At 37.9% G+C, this 16,290-nt stretch carries 18 protein-coding genes and 1 riboswitch; of the genes, 12 read left to right on the top strand and 6 right to left on the bottom strand.

What is annotated here, in order from left to right; all coding sequences use genetic code 11:
• Positions 1-173 precede the first annotated feature (173 nt).
• The 4 genes from ACQKII_RS23145 to ACQKII_RS23130 all read left to right on the top strand — a co-directional run bounded on the left by ACQKII_RS23145 (position 174) and on the right by ACQKII_RS23130 (position 2,493).
• Positions 174-848 (top strand): phosphopantothenoylcysteine decarboxylase, encoded by a 675-nt coding sequence (locus ACQKII_RS23145; protein ID WP_427462792.1) that lies wholly within the window; start codon positions 174-176, stop codon positions 846-848.
• A gap of 475 nt (positions 849-1,323) precedes the next feature.
• A complete protein-coding gene (locus tag ACQKII_RS23140; RefSeq protein WP_427462791.1) occupies positions 1,324-1,911 on the top strand; it encodes a TetR/AcrR family transcriptional regulator in 588 nt (195 codons plus the stop codon).
• Between the two features lie 9 nt (positions 1,912-1,920).
• Positions 1,921-2,088 carry a hypothetical protein gene (locus tag ACQKII_RS23135; RefSeq protein WP_427462790.1) on the top strand — a complete coding sequence of 56 codons (168 nt, stop codon included), beginning with the start codon at positions 1,921-1,923 and terminating at the stop codon, positions 2,086-2,088.
• Between the two features lie 210 nt (positions 2,089-2,298).
• Complete coding sequence (locus ACQKII_RS23130; RefSeq protein WP_427462789.1) at positions 2,299-2,493, top strand: hypothetical protein; 195 nt, start codon at positions 2,299-2,301, stop codon at positions 2,491-2,493.
• Positions 2,494-2,652: 159 nt separating this feature from the next.
• Here ACQKII_RS23130 and ACQKII_RS23125 read toward each other — a convergent pair whose 3' ends face one another.
• Positions 2,653-2,874, bottom strand: coding sequence for a hypothetical protein (locus ACQKII_RS23125; protein WP_427462788.1), 222 nt, complete (start codon positions 2,872-2,874; stop codon positions 2,653-2,655).
• Between the two features lie 402 nt (positions 2,875-3,276).
• The gene (gene helD / locus ACQKII_RS23120; RefSeq protein WP_427462787.1) at positions 3,277-5,613 is read right to left on the bottom strand and encodes an RNA polymerase recycling motor HelD; all 2,337 of its coding nucleotides are present in this window, start codon (positions 5,611-5,613) and stop codon (positions 3,277-3,279) included.
• Between the two features lie 429 nt (positions 5,614-6,042).
• Here helD and ACQKII_RS23115 point away from each other — a divergent pair, with 429 nt between their 5' ends.
• From ACQKII_RS23115 to ACQKII_RS23100, 4 genes are all read left to right on the top strand, one after another.
• Positions 6,043-6,300 (top strand): hypothetical protein, encoded by a 258-nt coding sequence (locus ACQKII_RS23115; RefSeq protein WP_427462786.1) that lies wholly within the window; start codon positions 6,043-6,045, stop codon positions 6,298-6,300.
• Positions 6,301-6,624: 324 nt separating this feature from the next.
• Positions 6,625-6,721: riboswitch (SAM riboswitch) on the top strand.
• Positions 6,722-6,792: 71 nt separating this feature from the next.
• A complete protein-coding gene (locus ACQKII_RS23110; protein WP_427462785.1) occupies positions 6,793-6,948 on the top strand; it encodes a YezD family protein in 156 nt (51 codons plus the stop codon).
• 242 nt (positions 6,949-7,190) lie between these two features.
• On the top strand, positions 7,191-7,748 hold the full coding sequence (locus ACQKII_RS23105) for an ECF transporter S component (RefSeq protein WP_427462819.1): 558 nt from the start codon (positions 7,191-7,193) through the stop codon (positions 7,746-7,748).
• A gap of 20 nt (positions 7,749-7,768) precedes the next feature.
• On the top strand, positions 7,769-7,963 hold the full coding sequence (locus ACQKII_RS23100) for a hypothetical protein (protein WP_427462784.1): 195 nt from the start codon (positions 7,769-7,771) through the stop codon (positions 7,961-7,963).
• Here the strand turns inward: ACQKII_RS23100 and ACQKII_RS23095 are convergent.
• Together ACQKII_RS23095 and ACQKII_RS23090 are read right to left on the bottom strand one after the other, a co-directional pair.
• Positions 7,956-8,372: a hypothetical protein gene (locus ACQKII_RS23095; RefSeq protein WP_427462783.1), complete on the bottom strand. Its 417-nt coding sequence runs from the start codon at positions 8,370-8,372 to the stop codon at positions 7,956-7,958. The two genes, ACQKII_RS23100 and ACQKII_RS23095, sit on opposite strands and share 8 nt — an antisense overlap.
• Before the next feature lie 272 nt (positions 8,373-8,644).
• Positions 8,645-9,133: a flavin reductase family protein gene (locus tag ACQKII_RS23090; RefSeq protein ID WP_427462782.1), complete on the bottom strand. Its 489-nt coding sequence runs from the start codon at positions 9,131-9,133 to the stop codon at positions 8,645-8,647.
• An 868-nt stretch (positions 9,134-10,001) separates the two neighbouring features.
• On the opposite strand from ACQKII_RS23090, the gene ACQKII_RS23085 reads away from it, so the two are divergent.
• Complete coding sequence (locus ACQKII_RS23085; RefSeq protein WP_427462781.1) at positions 10,002-10,787, top strand: VOC family protein; 786 nt, start codon at positions 10,002-10,004, stop codon at positions 10,785-10,787.
• Between the two features lie 224 nt (positions 10,788-11,011).
• Here ACQKII_RS23085 and ACQKII_RS23080 read toward each other — a convergent pair whose 3' ends face one another.
• On the bottom strand, positions 11,012-11,212 hold the full coding sequence (locus tag ACQKII_RS23080; protein WP_427462780.1) for a cold-shock protein: 201 nt from the start codon (positions 11,210-11,212) through the stop codon (positions 11,012-11,014).
• Between the two features lie 209 nt (positions 11,213-11,421).
• On the opposite strand from ACQKII_RS23080, the gene ACQKII_RS23075 reads away from it, so the two are divergent.
• Positions 11,422-13,101 carry a formate--tetrahydrofolate ligase gene (locus ACQKII_RS23075; RefSeq protein ID WP_427462779.1) on the top strand — a complete coding sequence of 560 codons (1,680 nt, stop codon included), beginning with the start codon at positions 11,422-11,424 and terminating at the stop codon, positions 13,099-13,101.
• A gap of 122 nt (positions 13,102-13,223) precedes the next feature.
• Here ACQKII_RS23075 and ACQKII_RS23070 read toward each other — a convergent pair whose 3' ends face one another.
• Positions 13,224-13,547, bottom strand: coding sequence for a helix-turn-helix domain-containing protein (locus tag ACQKII_RS23070; protein WP_427462818.1), 324 nt, complete (start codon positions 13,545-13,547; stop codon positions 13,224-13,226).
• A 312-nt stretch (positions 13,548-13,859) separates the two neighbouring features.
• Between ACQKII_RS23070 and ACQKII_RS23065 the strand changes: the two genes are divergently transcribed.
• Both ACQKII_RS23065 and ACQKII_RS23060 read left to right on the top strand, forming a co-directional pair.
• Positions 13,860-14,027, top strand: a complete 168-nt coding sequence (locus ACQKII_RS23065; protein ID WP_427462778.1) for a hypothetical protein — start codon at positions 13,860-13,862, stop codon at positions 14,025-14,027.
• A gap of 251 nt (positions 14,028-14,278) precedes the next feature.
• Complete coding sequence (locus ACQKII_RS23060) at positions 14,279-16,213, top strand: PHP domain-containing protein (protein ID WP_427462777.1); 1,935 nt, start codon at positions 14,279-14,281, stop codon at positions 16,211-16,213.
• Positions 16,214-16,290 lie beyond the last annotated feature (77 nt).

Here is a 16,290-nt window from a genome sequence, read left to right as displayed (position 1 = left end):
TTTATCTTCATTCAATAGCAGTCTAAACGACTATTGCATGATAAAGCCTCTGGTTTGAATGGCGTCAAGTTAGGATGTTCGTTTAACTTCGTCGCATCCAGGCTAACCTAAGCACAATTCAAATCCGGACGCAAATGACGCTGAGGCGTAATTGATAAGAAAAAGGTGAGTGTATGGGGACATTACAAGGGAAAACCGTACTCATTACAAGTGGGGGAACACTTGAGAAATGGGATCGAGTACGAGGGCATACGAATTTGTCGAAGGGCAGTATGGGGTGCTATTTAGCTGAAGCAGCACTTGCCGCTGGAGCCGATGTATTGTATATGCATGGCTATTTCGCGCAACTTCCCGCATCGCAAGATAAAATGCGTACGGTACAATTTGAGGGTATTGAAGATTTAGGAAATAAGGTTCGTCACGCTGTCCAAGAGGAAAAAGTGGATATTGTGATCATGGCAGCGGCTGGCTCTGATTGGGTGATTGACAAGGTGTATGACCAATCAGGAAATATGATGGAGGAAGCGGGGAAAATGCCTTCAGACGAGCCACCGATTATCCACTTTAAAAAAGCACCAAAAGTCCTTGGACAAATAAAGGGCTGGCAACCTAATGTGACCCTTGTTGGCTTTAAACTAGAAGCAACAAGTGATGTAGATTTCTTACTGACACGTGCACGCTTACGTATGGACACAGCAAAAGCACAGTTTATGGTAGCGAATAGCTCACAGTCCTTATACGGTGGAGACGAACCACACTGGATTGTACCAGCTGAAGGACAACCCATTAAGGTGATGGGCAAAGAACAAACAGCCAAAGCATTAATGGAATGCTTACAAAAAAATTAAAGCTCTCTTATGCGAGTACAATCTCTATCAGCGGTGAATGAGTCCTTATCAGCGGAAAAGTGATTTCTATCAGCGATAAATAAAATCTCTAGTGCGTAAAAGGACAATCCAACAAATTATGCTAGCTAAAAAACTGTGCAGATGGAAAGTGCGTCAACACAGTTTTTTTAGCCCCTGCTGGTCTCCTAAAGCTGGTATTGCTAAGATTGTGACATTGCTCTTTGCGTCACTGTAAATTTCATAAATCATACGATACGCCTTTCGTACCCGTTTGTTAACTATCTTAATATCGAAATATTCTTTCTTATATTATACAGAGAAAAAATACCTGGTATGAAAATCCATTTTCATACCACCCTCCTACATACTACATATCTTAATTAGCTTATAAACAACTTTATTATTGGGAACACTTGATTTATAAACTGATTTAGCATAGTATTTACTTACCGGTAGGTAAATGTGGAGGTATTGTATGCGAAATAAGGAAGAAACATTTAATAAAATTTTAGAAACGGCATACATTTTGTTTGCTGACAAAGGATTTGATAAAACGAGCCTGTCGATGATTGCGACTGAGGTTGGAATATCCAAACCTGCTATCTACTATTATTTTACATCCAAAGATGAATTAATCGCGTATTTATTTGAGGAGATCTGTAAGGACATTGAGCGAGGGAACATTTTTGACTACAGTGATATTTCCAGAACCAATTTTCAACACAAGTTATTGGAAATTGGTTACCAATCAATTGACGAGCAAGAGACAGATGTGCATTTCAATAAAATTTTTAATCAATACATGTTGTTAGCTTCCCGGGATGAAAAATATATGACGAGGCTTCAGGATATTCAAGCAGGTTATTTAAAGAGCTATCATGATTTATTTAATTATGCTGTAGAAATTGGAGCAATTAGCGATACGAATATTGAAACAAAAGCCCATATGCTCGCTATGGTCATAGACAATATAGGGAATTTCATGCTTACTGGCTGTAGATTAGATTACAAAGGCATATGGAAAGAAGCTGTGGAAAGTGTATGGAGAGAGCAATCGCGATGACGAAGGGACATGTTAGCAAACATTGATGGACTTGATTTTGCTCGTGCCATCGCCATGTTTGGTATGTTGATCGTAAACTTTGGTGTTATTACCGGCGCAGAGGGCAATGGTCCCACATGGATGATAGGGTTCCAAAGCCTTTTCCAAGGGCACGCTTCGGTACAGGTATCGCTATGATGACAGCCAAGGCAAGAGCCAGTGAATCCCATTTACTTCTACAACAAAGTAAGAAAACATTATGGAAAAGAGCTCTTTTTCTGTTTGGTAGAGGCCCCATTGAGCTAATGATGAGAAAAGTATCGAAGTAGAAAAGGTGCCTGCGTTTAGATAAGAGCAGGAAGAACCTTCCATTCCCCATTAACTTCATGTTTAAAAAGGGGTGAGATAATGGGTTTTTGGTATTTCCTCATACTATTATTCGGATTGTTTTTAGTTATCAAGGGGCTATTTATGCACAAGCAATCATTGTTCGTTAAAAAAATGGGTTTCTTATTGGTAGGGCTGTTTTGTATGTCATTGGCATTCTTTATGTTTTTACCAGGAAGTGCAGAAATAATTGCGGAATTATTGAATTTGAAATAAAGAGAGGGCGATTTTCATTAATTGTGCCACTCCAATACTAAATAAAAGGACACCCTAAATTAGTCATTTAGGATGTCTTTTTTCAACGAACTTCCTCGTTTTATTGGGGCTTGTTCCACATAATAATCTCTACACCATTAATATCGACTTCTCCAAGACTTAATGTGGAATGAATGGGAATAGTCCAAATGGATTCCCTTTCTCCTTTTCCATCGTATAATACTCAATTGTTGCTGAAGGGATTTCTTTCATTTCAATATAATTTTCAATATCAATGATATTGATTTCAACTTCGTTTATATCTTCAGCAGGACCTTTGTAGTTTTCTTTTGAATAAAGGTAGATAGCATTTTTATTATGCTTTAAATGTTGAATCGGCATTTTATAAAATTGTAGTTCCTCTGTCGTTTTTTATTCCTAAGCTTGTGATCGCTTCATAAAAGTGGGAAGGATGTAAAGGTAAAAAGTGAAGTACATCATTCCTTAAGCAATTCAATTTTGGAACTTGCTTTGGACGCTACTGTTTATTTAATCTCGGAAGTGTCGGATTTTTTTGTTTACAATGAGGTGTAAATAAGGACCAATGAAAATTTGGAGATTTTTAATATATTTTCTTCTTTTTTAATTTGTGTTAAGAGTGAATCTTATAACTGTATTTTTATAAGGCAAAAAAGCCGAAAAATATGTAAGCAGTGAATAAAAACTTACATATTTTCGGCTGAATAATATTATTCTGAATTAGGTGATTGTCTCTATGTGATTATCGTTGAAATTTCAACGAAGTCAAGCCTGGATGAAACTTTCCTGCAAGACGTTTCGCAATAATGGGGTCGGTTTACCTACACTGTAAAGTTGCAAATGATGCATAGCTCTGGTGCAGGCGGTATAAAATAGTCTGCGCTGGCTGTCAGCTCCGTATACTTGCTCCGAGGCGTCATAAATGATGACAGCTTCGAATTCGATGCCTTTGGACAAATAAGACGGTATGACAACAACTCCTTGTTCATACTCAAGTGAGCCGTTCTTCAAGAGCTTAATATCATCGATATTGGATAAGGCTTCATAAGCACTCTTACTTTCCTCAGCTGATTTGCATATGATGGCAATGCTGTTATAGCCAAGACTGCGCAAAGTTGCGACTTTGGATGCAATGCAGCGGTGCAGTTCTGCGTGATCGGGCAATTGTGTCAGCACAGGCAACTCGCCATCGCGTTCGAAAGGGATAATCCGTTCGCCGTTTGGCACTAGTCTGCGTGTAAATTCGATGATCGGTTTTGTGGAACGGTAGCTGCGCGTCATGTTAATCACTTCCGTTTCATCCTGTCCATATAAGCTGCTAAGGATGTGAAAATCCACCATTTCACTGGCATGGGCGAATATCGCCTGATTAAAGTCACCTAGTACAGTCATCCTTGCCGAAGGAAACAATCGTTTTAGAAACTCGAATTGAAATGGTGAATAGTCCTGTGCCTCGTCAACAAGAATGTGCTTGATCGAGCGATTGGTCTGAAAGCCTTGAATCAACTCTTGCATAAGTAAAAACGGAGTAGCATCTTCGTATAATAGTTTGCCTTCGTCTAGCATTTCTAGCGTCGCTCGACAAATATCCGCCCACTCCGCGGGTGTTTCCCCCTCTATCCACTGTTTGATCTGCAGGGGATCAGCAAAAAGCTGCTTATATATCCCCTTAATGTCGATGAAACCAAATGTTTGGACTCGTTTACGTAACGGCTTTAATTTCTGTTGAACAATCAATCGGGCAAGTGCCTCAGGTTCGATCTCATAGTCGGCAATCGATTCTCCTCTAAAACCGCTTTTTTTCGCTAAGTAGGAATGAGCCTTATCGTAATCCTCGTTGCTAAGCAGCTCGATTTTTTCCTGTATCCACGGCTTCGTCAGTTCAGCCTTTTGGGTTTCATTTATTTTCTTAATTAGCCAATCCTTTAACTTTTCAAGTCTATTATGGAAGCGGAGTGAAGTGTCGTTACTATAAAACCTTTCTGCTATTTGTTGAGCGGTAACAATCGGCGTACCTCTGAAGAGCAAGTCCTTGAAAAACAGTCCAGATAACTCTAACGACTTCCTATATGATTCGATCGCTTCGAAAAAAAGGGGTGATGCTTTGAATCGAATGCTCGCAACCCTTGACTTGTAGGAGGGGGTATTCGTAGCAGTTAAAACATATTCCAGTTGCTCGTAGGGATTTTCAACTTGAAACGCTTTACTTAACCGATGATCCAAGTATTCCTGAAATGTGACTTGCTGCATATTCTCTTCGCCAAGTTCTGGCAGCACATTGGACACATAACTGTTAAACATTGAGTTAGGTGAAAATAGAATAATTTGATCAGCATTCAGACGATCTCGATATTTGTAGAGCAAATAAGCAATTCGCTGTAGGGCGGCAGATGTCTTGCCGCTGCCAGCTGCACCGTGAACAATGAGCAGTCTCCCACGATCATGACGAATAATTCGGTTTTGCTCCTGTTGAATGGTCGCTACTATACTGTGCATATGTTTGTCAGTCCCTTTGCCCAGCACCTGTTGTAAAATCTCGTCTCCAATGGTAAGGCTGGTATCGAACATGGATTGGAGAACACCGCCGCGGATAAGATATTGCCACTTTTTCTCCAATATGCCTTGGAATACGCCTCCAGGTGTTGCATACTGAGCAGGGCCGGGCTGGTAATCATAGTAGACACTTGAGACCGGTGCTCTCCAGTCGTAGATAAGGAAATCATCTCCACTTTCATCCATAAGTGAGGAGATGCCAATATAGAATTGTTCCTGAGTTGAATTTCCTTCCTCGATGAAATCAATTCGACCGAAGTAGGGAGCCTTCTGCATACGGCGCAGCGTGGACAATCTCTTGGATGCATGTTTATGGGTGCTTTGGCTTACTGATAGTGCTTGAGCCTCTTGTCTCAAACCGATGATGGTCTCGAGATAATCGTCAAAGGTATCAACATTCACCTTGACTTCATCCCAAAAGTGTTTACGTATATTAACCAGTTCGTTCCGACGCCGAGAAGTTTCTTCCTCTAATTTGCTGATTTGCTGCGTTATCGTCTCTATTACACTGTCCACTCGTTTTTGCTCCTGCTGAAATTCTGAATCCATAGCAACCACTCCTTAAAAAATTGGGATTGACAAACGAAAAAGTATATTGTATAATCTATAATAGGGATATAATGCACATTATTATTTTTAAGCATATATCTATATAAATTTACCACAGGTTCTCATTTTTTTCAATGTATTGGACATGATTTCTATACTTGTGGATTCTTAATGCTTTTTGTTTTAACATACACCAATTGAATGCAAGAAACACGCACCCACTAGATAAGCGGGTGCTTTTTTGACTACAATTTTACGCTGAAATATATAAACCTTCATTAATTTCTGTTTTTTTTCTTATTTAACTAACAGCGTGCGATTGTTTTATAAGAACAGTTTAACGCAATAAGAATTGAACCTTAATAAGTTTCGCAACGAATATTTAGAAAGAATTAAAATCTTACGATTACTACGAAGGGGGAATGTAAATTGGTACAGATTATTTTATCTACTATACTAATAATTGCACTTATTTTTTCAATATCGGTTGTGGTTCAAAAAAGAAAAAAAGCGGGTATCACAGGGATTAAAAGTACTTTAACGACAATTTGTTTATATTTAATTGCTGTAACAAATCTGCTCGCTTATTGGTTTGACTTTATGGGACTATTGAATTGGTCTATTACGGTAATTTTGTTGATTTTAGGTGCTTATTTCACAAAATATATGCCAGTTCCAGCTAGATGATTATTTAACGAACGGAGGTAAGAGTTTAAGACACAGCTGCCGAAATCAAAGGCAGCTTTTCTTATTGAGCGAACGAACGAAGCAGGATTTTTTTAGATTAACGACTAATAAACGAGGCGGGTTTAGATTCGAATAGCTTTTTCTCTCCTGTATCCCTCTAAAGTAAAAAAACATCCGTTCGCTTAATTTTGACTATAAGCGAACGGATATTTTTTACAAAATGAACCATTTTACTTAATTTCATAGTAATCGTCTAGGTTTTGTAACATTTATATTGACAATAGGTTTTCAGAATTATAGAATTATTTCCAAGTGAAACGTAATACCTTATCAAGAGAGGTGGAGGGACTTGGCCCAATGAAGCCTCGGCAACCGATATGAATCGGTGCCAAATCCAGCAGAGTTTTCTAAGAGATAAGGGGGTCCATCGAATCATCATGATGCGTTGACCTCTTTTGTACAAAAAAGTATGAAAAAGAAGGGGTGTATCGAATGTCTCAAACAGCAAAGGTTGATGACAAGAAATTAGAAGTGATTGCCAATGCTATTCAAAATCTACAATTTGGCGAGGTGCATATCACCATTCAAGATGGTGTTATTGTGCAAATTAATCGACTTGAAAAGCAAAGATTTCCACAAAAAAAATAGCGAATAAACGCAGCTGACTAGAAATCTGGAGGCCACATCATAAGCAGGGATCATCCCTTTGCTTATGTGTGGTCTTTTTTTTACCCGCATGAACGGTCAGTAAGACGGGCGCCGAACTGACTGTAAAAGCCCGATTGGTTCAACGTACGATCCGTAGGTATAAAAAATACCCATCTGATCGAAGTGTTTCTTAATTAGCAGTGATTTAAAAAGGAGTGAGCATTTTGAAATTAAGATATTTCATGAATATTGGTGTACTGAGTAGTATATCTATTGTACTGATGTTATTTAATTTTCCATTACCACCGTTTCCCAGTTTCCTACAGGTAGATTTTAGTGATGTGCCAGCCTTATTAGCAGCAATGACGATGGGGCCAGTTGCGGGGATTTTAGTGGAGCTATTAAAAAATATGTTGGATTGGTTATTGTCAGGAAGCATGACGGGTGTACCGGTAGGGCATTTAGCCAACTTTACAACAGGCGTGTTATTCATCATCCCAGTGTATTTCTGCTATTCAAAAATTCAGCGTGGTAAGGGGCTTGTCATTGGTTTGCTTGCAGGTACAGTTTCGATGGCAGTTGGTATGAGTCTCCTGAATTATGTGCTTTTCCTACCGATGTACACCTTGTTTTTAGGAATGGAACCTGTGAAGGGCGATGCCTTAAAAGATATGATTGTTCTAGGGATTTTACCATTCAATCTCGTGAAAGGTGTCATTGTCATGATTGTGACAATAATAGTATTCCGCAATATTCGTGTTTGGTTGACCCAGCAACGCTTGAAATATAATTGTACATAGTAAAAACAGGAGGAATAATAATGACGACAAAAGTAGTTAAAAGTATTGAAGAAATCGCAATTTCGCTTGCGGAAAAATTTAAGGAAACAGCCGTTACGCGAGATCAAGCAGGGGGGAATGCTAAAAATGAGCGAGATTTAATACGGGACAGTGGACTTTTAAAGCTCTTAATTCCGAGAGGGACGTCCATGGTGAAATGGACGTTTTTTAATTGATATCGGCAAGATTCGTGTCTGTTAGGGCTTCGAATAGCTTTTGAGAATCTTCGTTGTTGAGGTGTACATATTGATTGTCACCTGCTACAACTTCTAATGTGTCTTTGTCTGGACTTATCCAAATGGAGTAGAGGATCGCCTTTGTTTGGATATTCGGATCGACAAATTGAAAAATGAATTGATAGTCAGCCTCTCTGGCCATATCTACTTTCATCTGTTGCCATTTCGCATTATGAAGTATCTTTTTTACTACATTTACTTTTTTTCGATTGGTAATTTCCTGAAAGTCCTCATACATACCAGTTTCATACTGTTTTTCCACGATTATTATTTGTCTTTCTATACCTGCGCAACTGGCGGTCATAAAGACCACTAAGATGAGGATGAGCATTTTTTTAAAGGGCAACATTGTTATTGTCTACATTCCTTTCCTTGTGTAAGATAATTCCTCCTCAAACAATAGAATTCTCGTTGTGCGATAGAACTTCCTGCTATATGAATGAAAGTGGGTTGATTCAACAAAAAAAGGAGTTACCTCAAAGTGTGAACTTGAGATAACTCTCTTCCGAATAGAAATAGAAGTGACCTATACGCATGTTTTTTGCACGAAAGCCAATGGTCTGCGTAAAATGAATAGTGAAGTCACTTATTTTTCTTAGCATATTACGATAAAGGGGTAGGTTAATCGTAAAAACTTGTAGGAATTTGACCTAAATGCCGACGATGATAGAGCAGTGGTTCTTTTTGCGCATTATCAATTTCCAAGACATGCCCAATGAATATTGTATGGTCACCTGCATCGACTTGCTTAAATGTTTCGCATTGTAATGTGGATAATGTATCATGTAAAATCGGTAAACCATGTCCGGAAGTTGACCAAGTTGTTTGGGCAAAACGGTCAGGAATTTTACTCGAAAATAATGTACATAAATGTGCTTGATCGCTCGCTAAAATATTGACAGCAAATTTGGGAGCTGCTAAAAATGGCGCATGAAGTTGTGATCTTTTATCGAGTGACCATAAGATGAGCAATGGTTCAATAGAAACAGATGTAAAGGAATTGACCGTTAAGCCAATTGGTTCGTTCGCGTCATTATAAGCTGTAACAACTGTGACGCCTGTTGGGTAATTGCCTAAAGCTTGTTTAAATGCTGTTACTTTGTCAGTCATGTCAATCACCTCTTGTTATTTTATCCCGCATAAACGGGCCGTATGACTCCCACTTCAAGATTTAAGTGAAGCAAAAAATATAAGTGGGAGATCAACCGCCCGTAAAAGCCCGATTGGTTCAACTAATAATCAGTGGGGATGAGGAAAACCCCCACTGATTGAAGTTTCACTTTATGATAAAAAGATGTTGTTCCACGGGCACAATATCTTTTTCGCGTGGTTCGGCGGTTGACTCACCAAATGGCATTTGAGCAATGAGCTGCCAGTGTATTCGATATGCCAAGCTGCACGCAATTCTTCCGACAATTCTGGGTAATAGTGTTGTAAGCTAGCACCATATCACTCTTGCTCTAGTACTGTCCAAATTACATATTGAAGCATACCTGCACCTTGCTGCGCCCAAATCGGAAATTGATCTTTTAACTTCGGGAATTTCTCTTGGTAACTGTCCGGGACCTCATAATCTTCGAAGAATAAGACGGTTCCATAGCCTGCAGCAAAACCATGAAAACGTGCAGTTGTTGATGCAATACGCTCAACAGCAGTTTGTTCTAGCGCATTATTTAAAGCGAGCTGCCAAAATGTATCAAGCTGCTCCTTTCATAACACGACGTTGCGACCCGTTTGTGAATTAATGCGCAAGGGGCAATTTTTAGCGCTAATTCAATGACTTCTTGTAACCGTTCATCGGAAATAGGCGAAGATTTCGATAAGCCAAAAGGGGAACGTCTACCTTGGATGGCTTTGTAAAATACAGTTTTCATAATCTGTAAAAACTCCTTAACTATTAGAAAATTATTATTATTATTTTAAACCAATAAAACTAACAGGTAAAGTATATAATAAAAGAATGAAAGGGGGCACAATCATGACTTTAGTTTTCGACCATTTAATTCATCAAGTCCAGTCACCAGAGAATATAAAAGATTTCTTAAATAAGCGCAATATCCATACAGTGAATGGTGGTCAGCACACGATGTGGGGAACGTATAATACGCTAAGTTATTTTGGCTTAACATATATTGAGCAAATTGCTGTGTATGATCGAGCGCTATTTGAGGAGGCTGCGAAGTACCCTTATACATTACATCATACGTTTAAGGGGAATAATGAGCATTACGGATTTTCACGCATTGCTTTGCGGTCCACAAATATTGAAGAAGAGGCAACTCGTTTACGTACGCTGGGACTTGAAGTTTACGGACCTGATGCTTGTAGCCGAACACGGCCAGATGGCTCGGTTGTGAAATGGAAGCTTTTACACTTTGGTGTGCCGGAGCAAGCCATTGATTTTCCATTTTTAATCGAATGGGCAGATAGCGATGAAGAGCGTTATGCGCAATTAGAGGCTAGTGGCGCGATCAAAACGGCACAGCCTATTACGATGGAGTCCGTGGAAATTTATGTACAAGATGCCAAAGCTACGGTGCAACGATGGCAGGAAATATTACAATTGCCCGAGCCCGAAATACAACCACCATGTATATCCTTACAGTTGCCGAATATGCGTTTAAACTTTTATGAAGAGGCAGAGGCCACTAAAATGATGCTGGGCCGTAAAAGTGAAGGTGCGTTTGGGGTAACGTTAAAAGATAACGAACGAACAAAGGAAACCTTAATCTTCCCAGCCGCTTTTTATTGGATCAATCCATAATAGTATGTTGAACGAGTATCGCTGATAGAAGTGAAGGAATCGCTGATAGGAATGCGAGAATCGCTGATAGGAGTGCGAGTATCGCTGATAGAAGTGAGGGAATCGCCGCTAGAAGAGCGGAAAACGCCGGTAAGAGTACGAAAATCGCCGCTAGAAGTACTTAAACTATTTTCATACTTAGAACAAAAAGGAGCTGTTCTTTTAGGGAACAGCTCCTGTCACGCTTATAATTTCACAACATTTGATGCCTGTGGGCCGCGATTGCCTTCCACTACTTCAAATGAAACCTTTTGATTCTCTTCAAGTGTACGGAAGCCTTCCTCTTGGATCCCCGTAAAATGTACAAATACATCTTCTCCATCGTCACATTCAATAAAGCCATAACCTTTTTCATTATTGAACCACTTTACGATTCCTTGCTGCATAAGCATTCGCCTCCAGTGCGCTTGAATGTAAAACTATATCAACTAAGTCTCAGCATAATTGATAGATGAGATAATTGCATTTTCTCTTAGAACATACCTGAATTGCTTGGCGATGTCAATTGATTGTCGAAATGTTGCATAACTAGTTATGTTTTATTTCACAATAAAGTCTATAATGGAGTTGAACAACAGAGAAAGTAGGATGCCAAATGACAACGAAAAATCAACCATTATCAGATCTAGAAATCGCTAGTCAAGCGGTTATGAAACCTATTACAGAAATTGCGAAAGCTGCAGGGATTCCAGAGGATGCACTAGAACAATACGGTCGCTATAAAGCGAAGATCGATCCATTAAAAATCACAGCACATGGTGAGGATGCAAAGGTCGTATTAGTAACAGCAATTAGCCCAACTCCAGCTGGTGAAGGGAAATCGACGGTAACAGTCGGACTTGCAGATGCCCTTCATCAATTAAATAACAACGTTTTTGTCGCATTGCGTGAGCCATCTCTTGGGCCAGTGATGGGTGTTAAAGGCGGTGCCACAGGTGGTGGTTACGCGCAGGTTGTACCAATGGAAGATATCAATTTGCACTTCACTGGCGACCTTCACGCCATTACAACAGCCAATAACGCTTTATCGGCATTTATTGATAATCATATCCACCAAGGCAATGTCTTAAACATCGATCCACGTCGTATTATTTGGAAACGTGTGATGGACTTAAATGACCGAGCCCTAAGAAAAGTAGTCGTTGGTCTTGGTGGTCCTGTCCAAGGCATGCCACGTGAGGACGGCTTTGACATTACGGTTGCTTCTGAAATTATGGCAGTGTTCTGTTTAGCAACAAGCATTGAAGATTTACGCGAGCGTTTTGCAAGCATCGTCATCGGCTATACATTTGAGCGTGAGCCGGTATTTGTCCGTGACCTACAGGTAGAAGGCGCATTAACGCTGCTATTAAAAGATGCTTTCAAACCAAACTTAGTGCAAACATTAGAAGGCACACCTGCCATTATTCATGGTGGTCCATTTGCCAATATTGCGCACGGCTGTAACTCGATTATGGCGACACAAACGGCACGTAAATTAGCCGATATCGTTGTAACGGAAGCAGGCTTCGGTTCGGATTTAGGTGCTGAAAAGTTCATGAACATTAAAGCGCGTAAAGCAGGCTTCAAACCAAGTGCCGTAGTGCTTGTAGCAACGATTCGTGCGTTAAAAATGCATGGTGGTGTAGCGAAAACATCACTTGTAGGCGAAAATGTGGAAGCCCTGTTACAAGGGATCGAAAATTTAGCCAAACACGTCGAGACGATTCGCACATTTGGTGTTGAACCGATTATCGCGCTAAATCGCTTTATTACGGACACAGAAGCAGAATTAGAGGCAGTTCTGAACTGGTGTAAAGTGAATCATGTACGTATTGCACGTACCAATATCTGGGAAGAGGGCGGCAAAGGTGGACTTCAGTTAGCGGAGCAGGTGCTTGCTGTACTGCAAGAAGAAAACAACTTCTCACCTTTATATGAAGTAACGGAACCTATCGAGGAAAAAGTACGTACCATTGTGCAAAAAGTGTATGGCGGCAAAGACGTTAACTTTACCGACCAAGCGAAAAAACAAATTGCTCAAATCGAAAAGTTCGGCTGGGATGTGATACCGATTTGTATGGCAAAAACGCAATATTCTTTATCCGACCAACCGTCTTTACTCGGGCGTCCAGAAGGCTTCACGGTAACGATTCGCGAAGTTATTCCAAAGCTAGGGGCAGGATTCTTAGTATGTCTAACTGGTGATATTATGACAATGCCTGGCTTACCAAAACAGCCAGCTGCATTACGTATGGATGTGGATAGCGACGGACATGCGCTAGGGTTGTTCTAAATAAATATAAAGTAATAATAAATGTAAAAGCTGCCCTTTAAATTATAACGGGCAGCTTTTGTTTTTGCCAAAATTAAATATATCCTAAATTGGCAAATTTATAATAACATTTGATGACATATCTAATTGTGCTTGTCCATAATTACTTCCCATATAGTTTTTAGTTTGCGGAGATCGTCTTCTGTAGATTGGGGAAGTTCTTTATACCATAATTGAAGTTCTGGGTCATGAATTATAGTGGCAGTGTAGTCTTTATTGTTTGTAGATTCCAAATCGTTTGTTCTGCCAAGAAGGTAATCGGTACTAACATTTAAATAATCAGCAATAGATTGTAATGTGTCGTAATCAGGTTTTCTATCATCGGACTCATACCTAGATAATACAGTACTCGAAACACCAATTTGCTTGGCGAAATCTTTTTGAGATATATTTCTTTTCTCGTAAATATTTAATTCGATTACCTAAAGATCCCAAATTAATCACCACTTATTAAAGTAATTTATTAATTAAATGTTAGCATTTACTTCATTATTAAGTACTTTTGTTACTAAAAAGGTGAAAATATATTAAATTACCATTTAGGTAATTTAATATATGTAAAGTAGCATCATAAAATTTGTCATCCGTTATATGGTAAGAAAGAACATGGACTGATGAAATGTTTGCTAAGGCATTGTCTATACAAGAATAAGGTGTTGATAGAACAACTATTTTAAGATGGAAGTTTCTATGACATTGGAAAAGGAAGGTGAAGAGTTTTGGAAGACCGTAGCATTTGGGACACACTTACTCCTACAGAAGTTTATGAAATTGATGGAACAACTCTTGAGATTTATGGAGAGTTGGACGTAGAGGTTTTTGCTAGGGAACTATGGAGAAGTTATAGTAAAAAATTTGGGGATACATTCTTGGAGCTAGAAGATTAAAGTGAGTAGTTTGTTATAAGCTACTTTAACAATTTTTTGTAAAGAGATTATTTTTATAGTCCATTAAATTCACAAAGTTAATTGTAAGCGTCTATCTCTTCTTATCCATTTCCATCTAAATAATCAGCTAAGATTCTAATGTTTAACTTATAATTGCACTTTCAAAGTTTAATTTGGATGATATAATCAAAATAGGATTAACTTCCAAAGTGAGGAAATTATTGTTTGATTAGTTATTGGAGGATGATTATGTGGAAGAAATAAAAGGTTTACGGTGGTATAAATCTGATTTGCACCTACATACAACTGCAAGTGAATGCTTTACTGATAAATCTGTAACGGCTGAACAGTGGGTTCAAAAATGTCTTGAAGAAGGGCTTCACTGTGTAGCTGTTACAGACCATAATACTGGAAATGGCATTGACGAAATTAAGGCAGCAGCTGAAGGGAAAATTGTTGTGTTTCCTGGTGTTGAAGTAACTTGTGGAGATTCAAAACAACATGTCCTAGTTTTATTTGATCCTTCAAAAGATAGCTCTTATGTAAATGAATTTCTAAATTATATTGAGATCTTTGATGAACATAGAGCTAAAGAACTGACTAGTACTAATCTAAGTATTTTCGAGGTAGCTGAAAAAGCAAGTTTAAGGGATGGGATAGCCATTGCTGCTCATATAGACCAATTTTCTGGTTTATCGCCATTGTCTCATCAAAATAAAGAACGTGTTTGTTCGCATAAAGATATTCTTGGTGTCCAAGTTGTTCATGAATTCTTATATCAAGATAGACTTCCTACAGATGAGGAGTTACAAACCTTATTTGACAGCTGCTATAATAATGTACCACGTGAAACTTGGCATCCATGGGTAAGTACTGCTAGTTTTTTTAAAAATCAAGATCTAGCTAAACTTACTTTTTCTGATAATCCAGCTGCTCCTAAGGATTCAAAACATGGACTTAATGGAATCGGTAGTAGGTTCACTTGGATTAAAATGGATGAGGGAATTACAATTCAAAGTCTTAAACAGGCATTATTAATGCCGAAAATCCGTATTATAAATGACTTTGATTTTAATACGGATACAAAATTTAATGCAAATACATATATAAAATCATTGAAAATAGAAGATACAATTTATAATCAAGGGGAAACAAGTGTAATTAACTTTAATCCACAGCTAACTACAATTATTGGCGGTAGGGGCACTGGAAAATCAGGGATTCTAAGGATGATACGAAATTCTTTAAATAAGATAGATGAGTTAGAAAATCATGAAGATATTTTAAAAGATCATGCAGAATTTTGTTGTAAAAAAACAGGAGAATTAGGAGTCTTTACTTCACAAACAAAATCAAGCATAAAAATTGTGGATGGTGAATCTAATTATAAATTAAATTTCGATTATAACGATGGTAAACTAAATTACGATTTAACTGTAGAATATTCGAATGGAGAAAGAACTGAAATACCCCCAAATGAAATAAAAATGTTTTTAGAGAAATTAAACATAAATTTGTTTTCCCAAAAACAAATTTATGATATAGCCAAAAGGCCGGATGCATTAAGGAATTTTATTGATTTAAGTATTCCAGAATTAGAAATTAAAAAACAAGAACTAGACTTATTACTTAATAGCTATAATAACAATTTATACAAAATTCTTAAATATGAAGATACATTATCGAAAAAATCTAGTCTAGAAGTTTCCTTGAAAGAATTGGAATTACAAAAAGAAAAAATAAATATACCTATTGTCACAGAAATACTGGAAAGTGATAAAAAATTCACCGAAGAAAATATAGCTTTTCAAATATTGTTAAATTCAATTAGTAAGAAAATTGAAATGCTACAAGCTGTATTGAAGATTGATATTGAGTTATTGAATAAAGAACAGTTTAGAACTGAGTACGAAGAGGAGATAAACCAAATAAATTCAAATGTTCAAGGCTATATATCAAGTCACAATGAAATTTTGAAAAGTGAAATTAAGTCTTTAACAGATTTTAAAGATACATTATTACACAATCTAAAAAAATCTGAATGGAACAAAAATTTATTAGAACACAACGAAAAATTAGAAATAAAACAACGTGAACAAGGTGATATAAACCAACTTTTAACACAGAGAAAGTTAATTAGTGAAAAAATACAAATTATAACTAAAGAACGTAAGCCCGAATTATAAAAAAATAGGCGCACCTTTTCGGTACGCATCACGAATAGCCGTATATCATTGATTTTTTTATCAGATATACGGCTATT

It is taken from the genome of Lysinibacillus sp. NPDC048646 (assembly GCF_050272295.1).
Classification (GTDB): domain Bacteria; phylum Bacillota; class Bacilli; order Bacillales_A; family Planococcaceae; genus Lysinibacillus.
Note: the sequence above shows the minus strand (reverse complement) of the source record. Positions and strands in the feature narration are given on the sequence as shown.

Coding starts and splice junctions, on each gene's coding strand:
- ACQKII_RS23145 (WP_427462792.1), top strand. CDS start 174: ATGGGGACATTACAAGGGAAAACCGTACTCATTACAAGTGGGGGAACA.
- ACQKII_RS23140 (WP_427462791.1), top strand. CDS start 1,324: ATGCGAAATAAGGAAGAAACATTTAATAAAATTTTAGAAACGGCATAC.
- ACQKII_RS23135 (WP_427462790.1), top strand. CDS start 1,921: ATGTTAGCAAACATTGATGGACTTGATTTTGCTCGTGCCATCGCCATG.
- ACQKII_RS23130 (WP_427462789.1), top strand. CDS start 2,299: ATGGGTTTTTGGTATTTCCTCATACTATTATTCGGATTGTTTTTAGTT.
- ACQKII_RS23125 (WP_427462788.1), bottom strand. CDS start 2,874: ATGCCGATTCAACATTTAAAGCATAATAAAAATGCTATCTACCTTTAT.
- helD (WP_427462787.1), bottom strand. CDS start 5,613: ATGGATTCAGAATTTCAGCAGGAGCAAAAACGAGTGGACAGTGTAATA.
- ACQKII_RS23110 (WP_427462785.1), top strand. CDS start 6,793: ATGTCTCAAACAGCAAAGGTTGATGACAAGAAATTAGAAGTGATTGCC.
- ACQKII_RS23105 (WP_427462819.1), top strand. CDS start 7,191: ATGAATATTGGTGTACTGAGTAGTATATCTATTGTACTGATGTTATTT.
- ACQKII_RS23100 (WP_427462784.1), top strand. CDS start 7,769: ATGACGACAAAAGTAGTTAAAAGTATTGAAGAAATCGCAATTTCGCTT.
- ACQKII_RS23095 (WP_427462783.1), bottom strand. CDS start 8,372: ATGTTGCCCTTTAAAAAAATGCTCATCCTCATCTTAGTGGTCTTTATG.
- ACQKII_RS23090 (WP_427462782.1), bottom strand. CDS start 9,133: ATGACTGACAAAGTAACAGCATTTAAACAAGCTTTAGGCAATTACCCA.
- ACQKII_RS23085 (WP_427462781.1), top strand. CDS start 10,002: ATGACTTTAGTTTTCGACCATTTAATTCATCAAGTCCAGTCACCAGAG.
- ACQKII_RS23080 (WP_427462780.1), bottom strand. CDS start 11,212: ATGCAGCAAGGAATCGTAAAGTGGTTCAATAATGAAAAAGGTTATGGC.
- ACQKII_RS23075 (WP_427462779.1), top strand. CDS start 11,422: ATGACAACGAAAAATCAACCATTATCAGATCTAGAAATCGCTAGTCAA.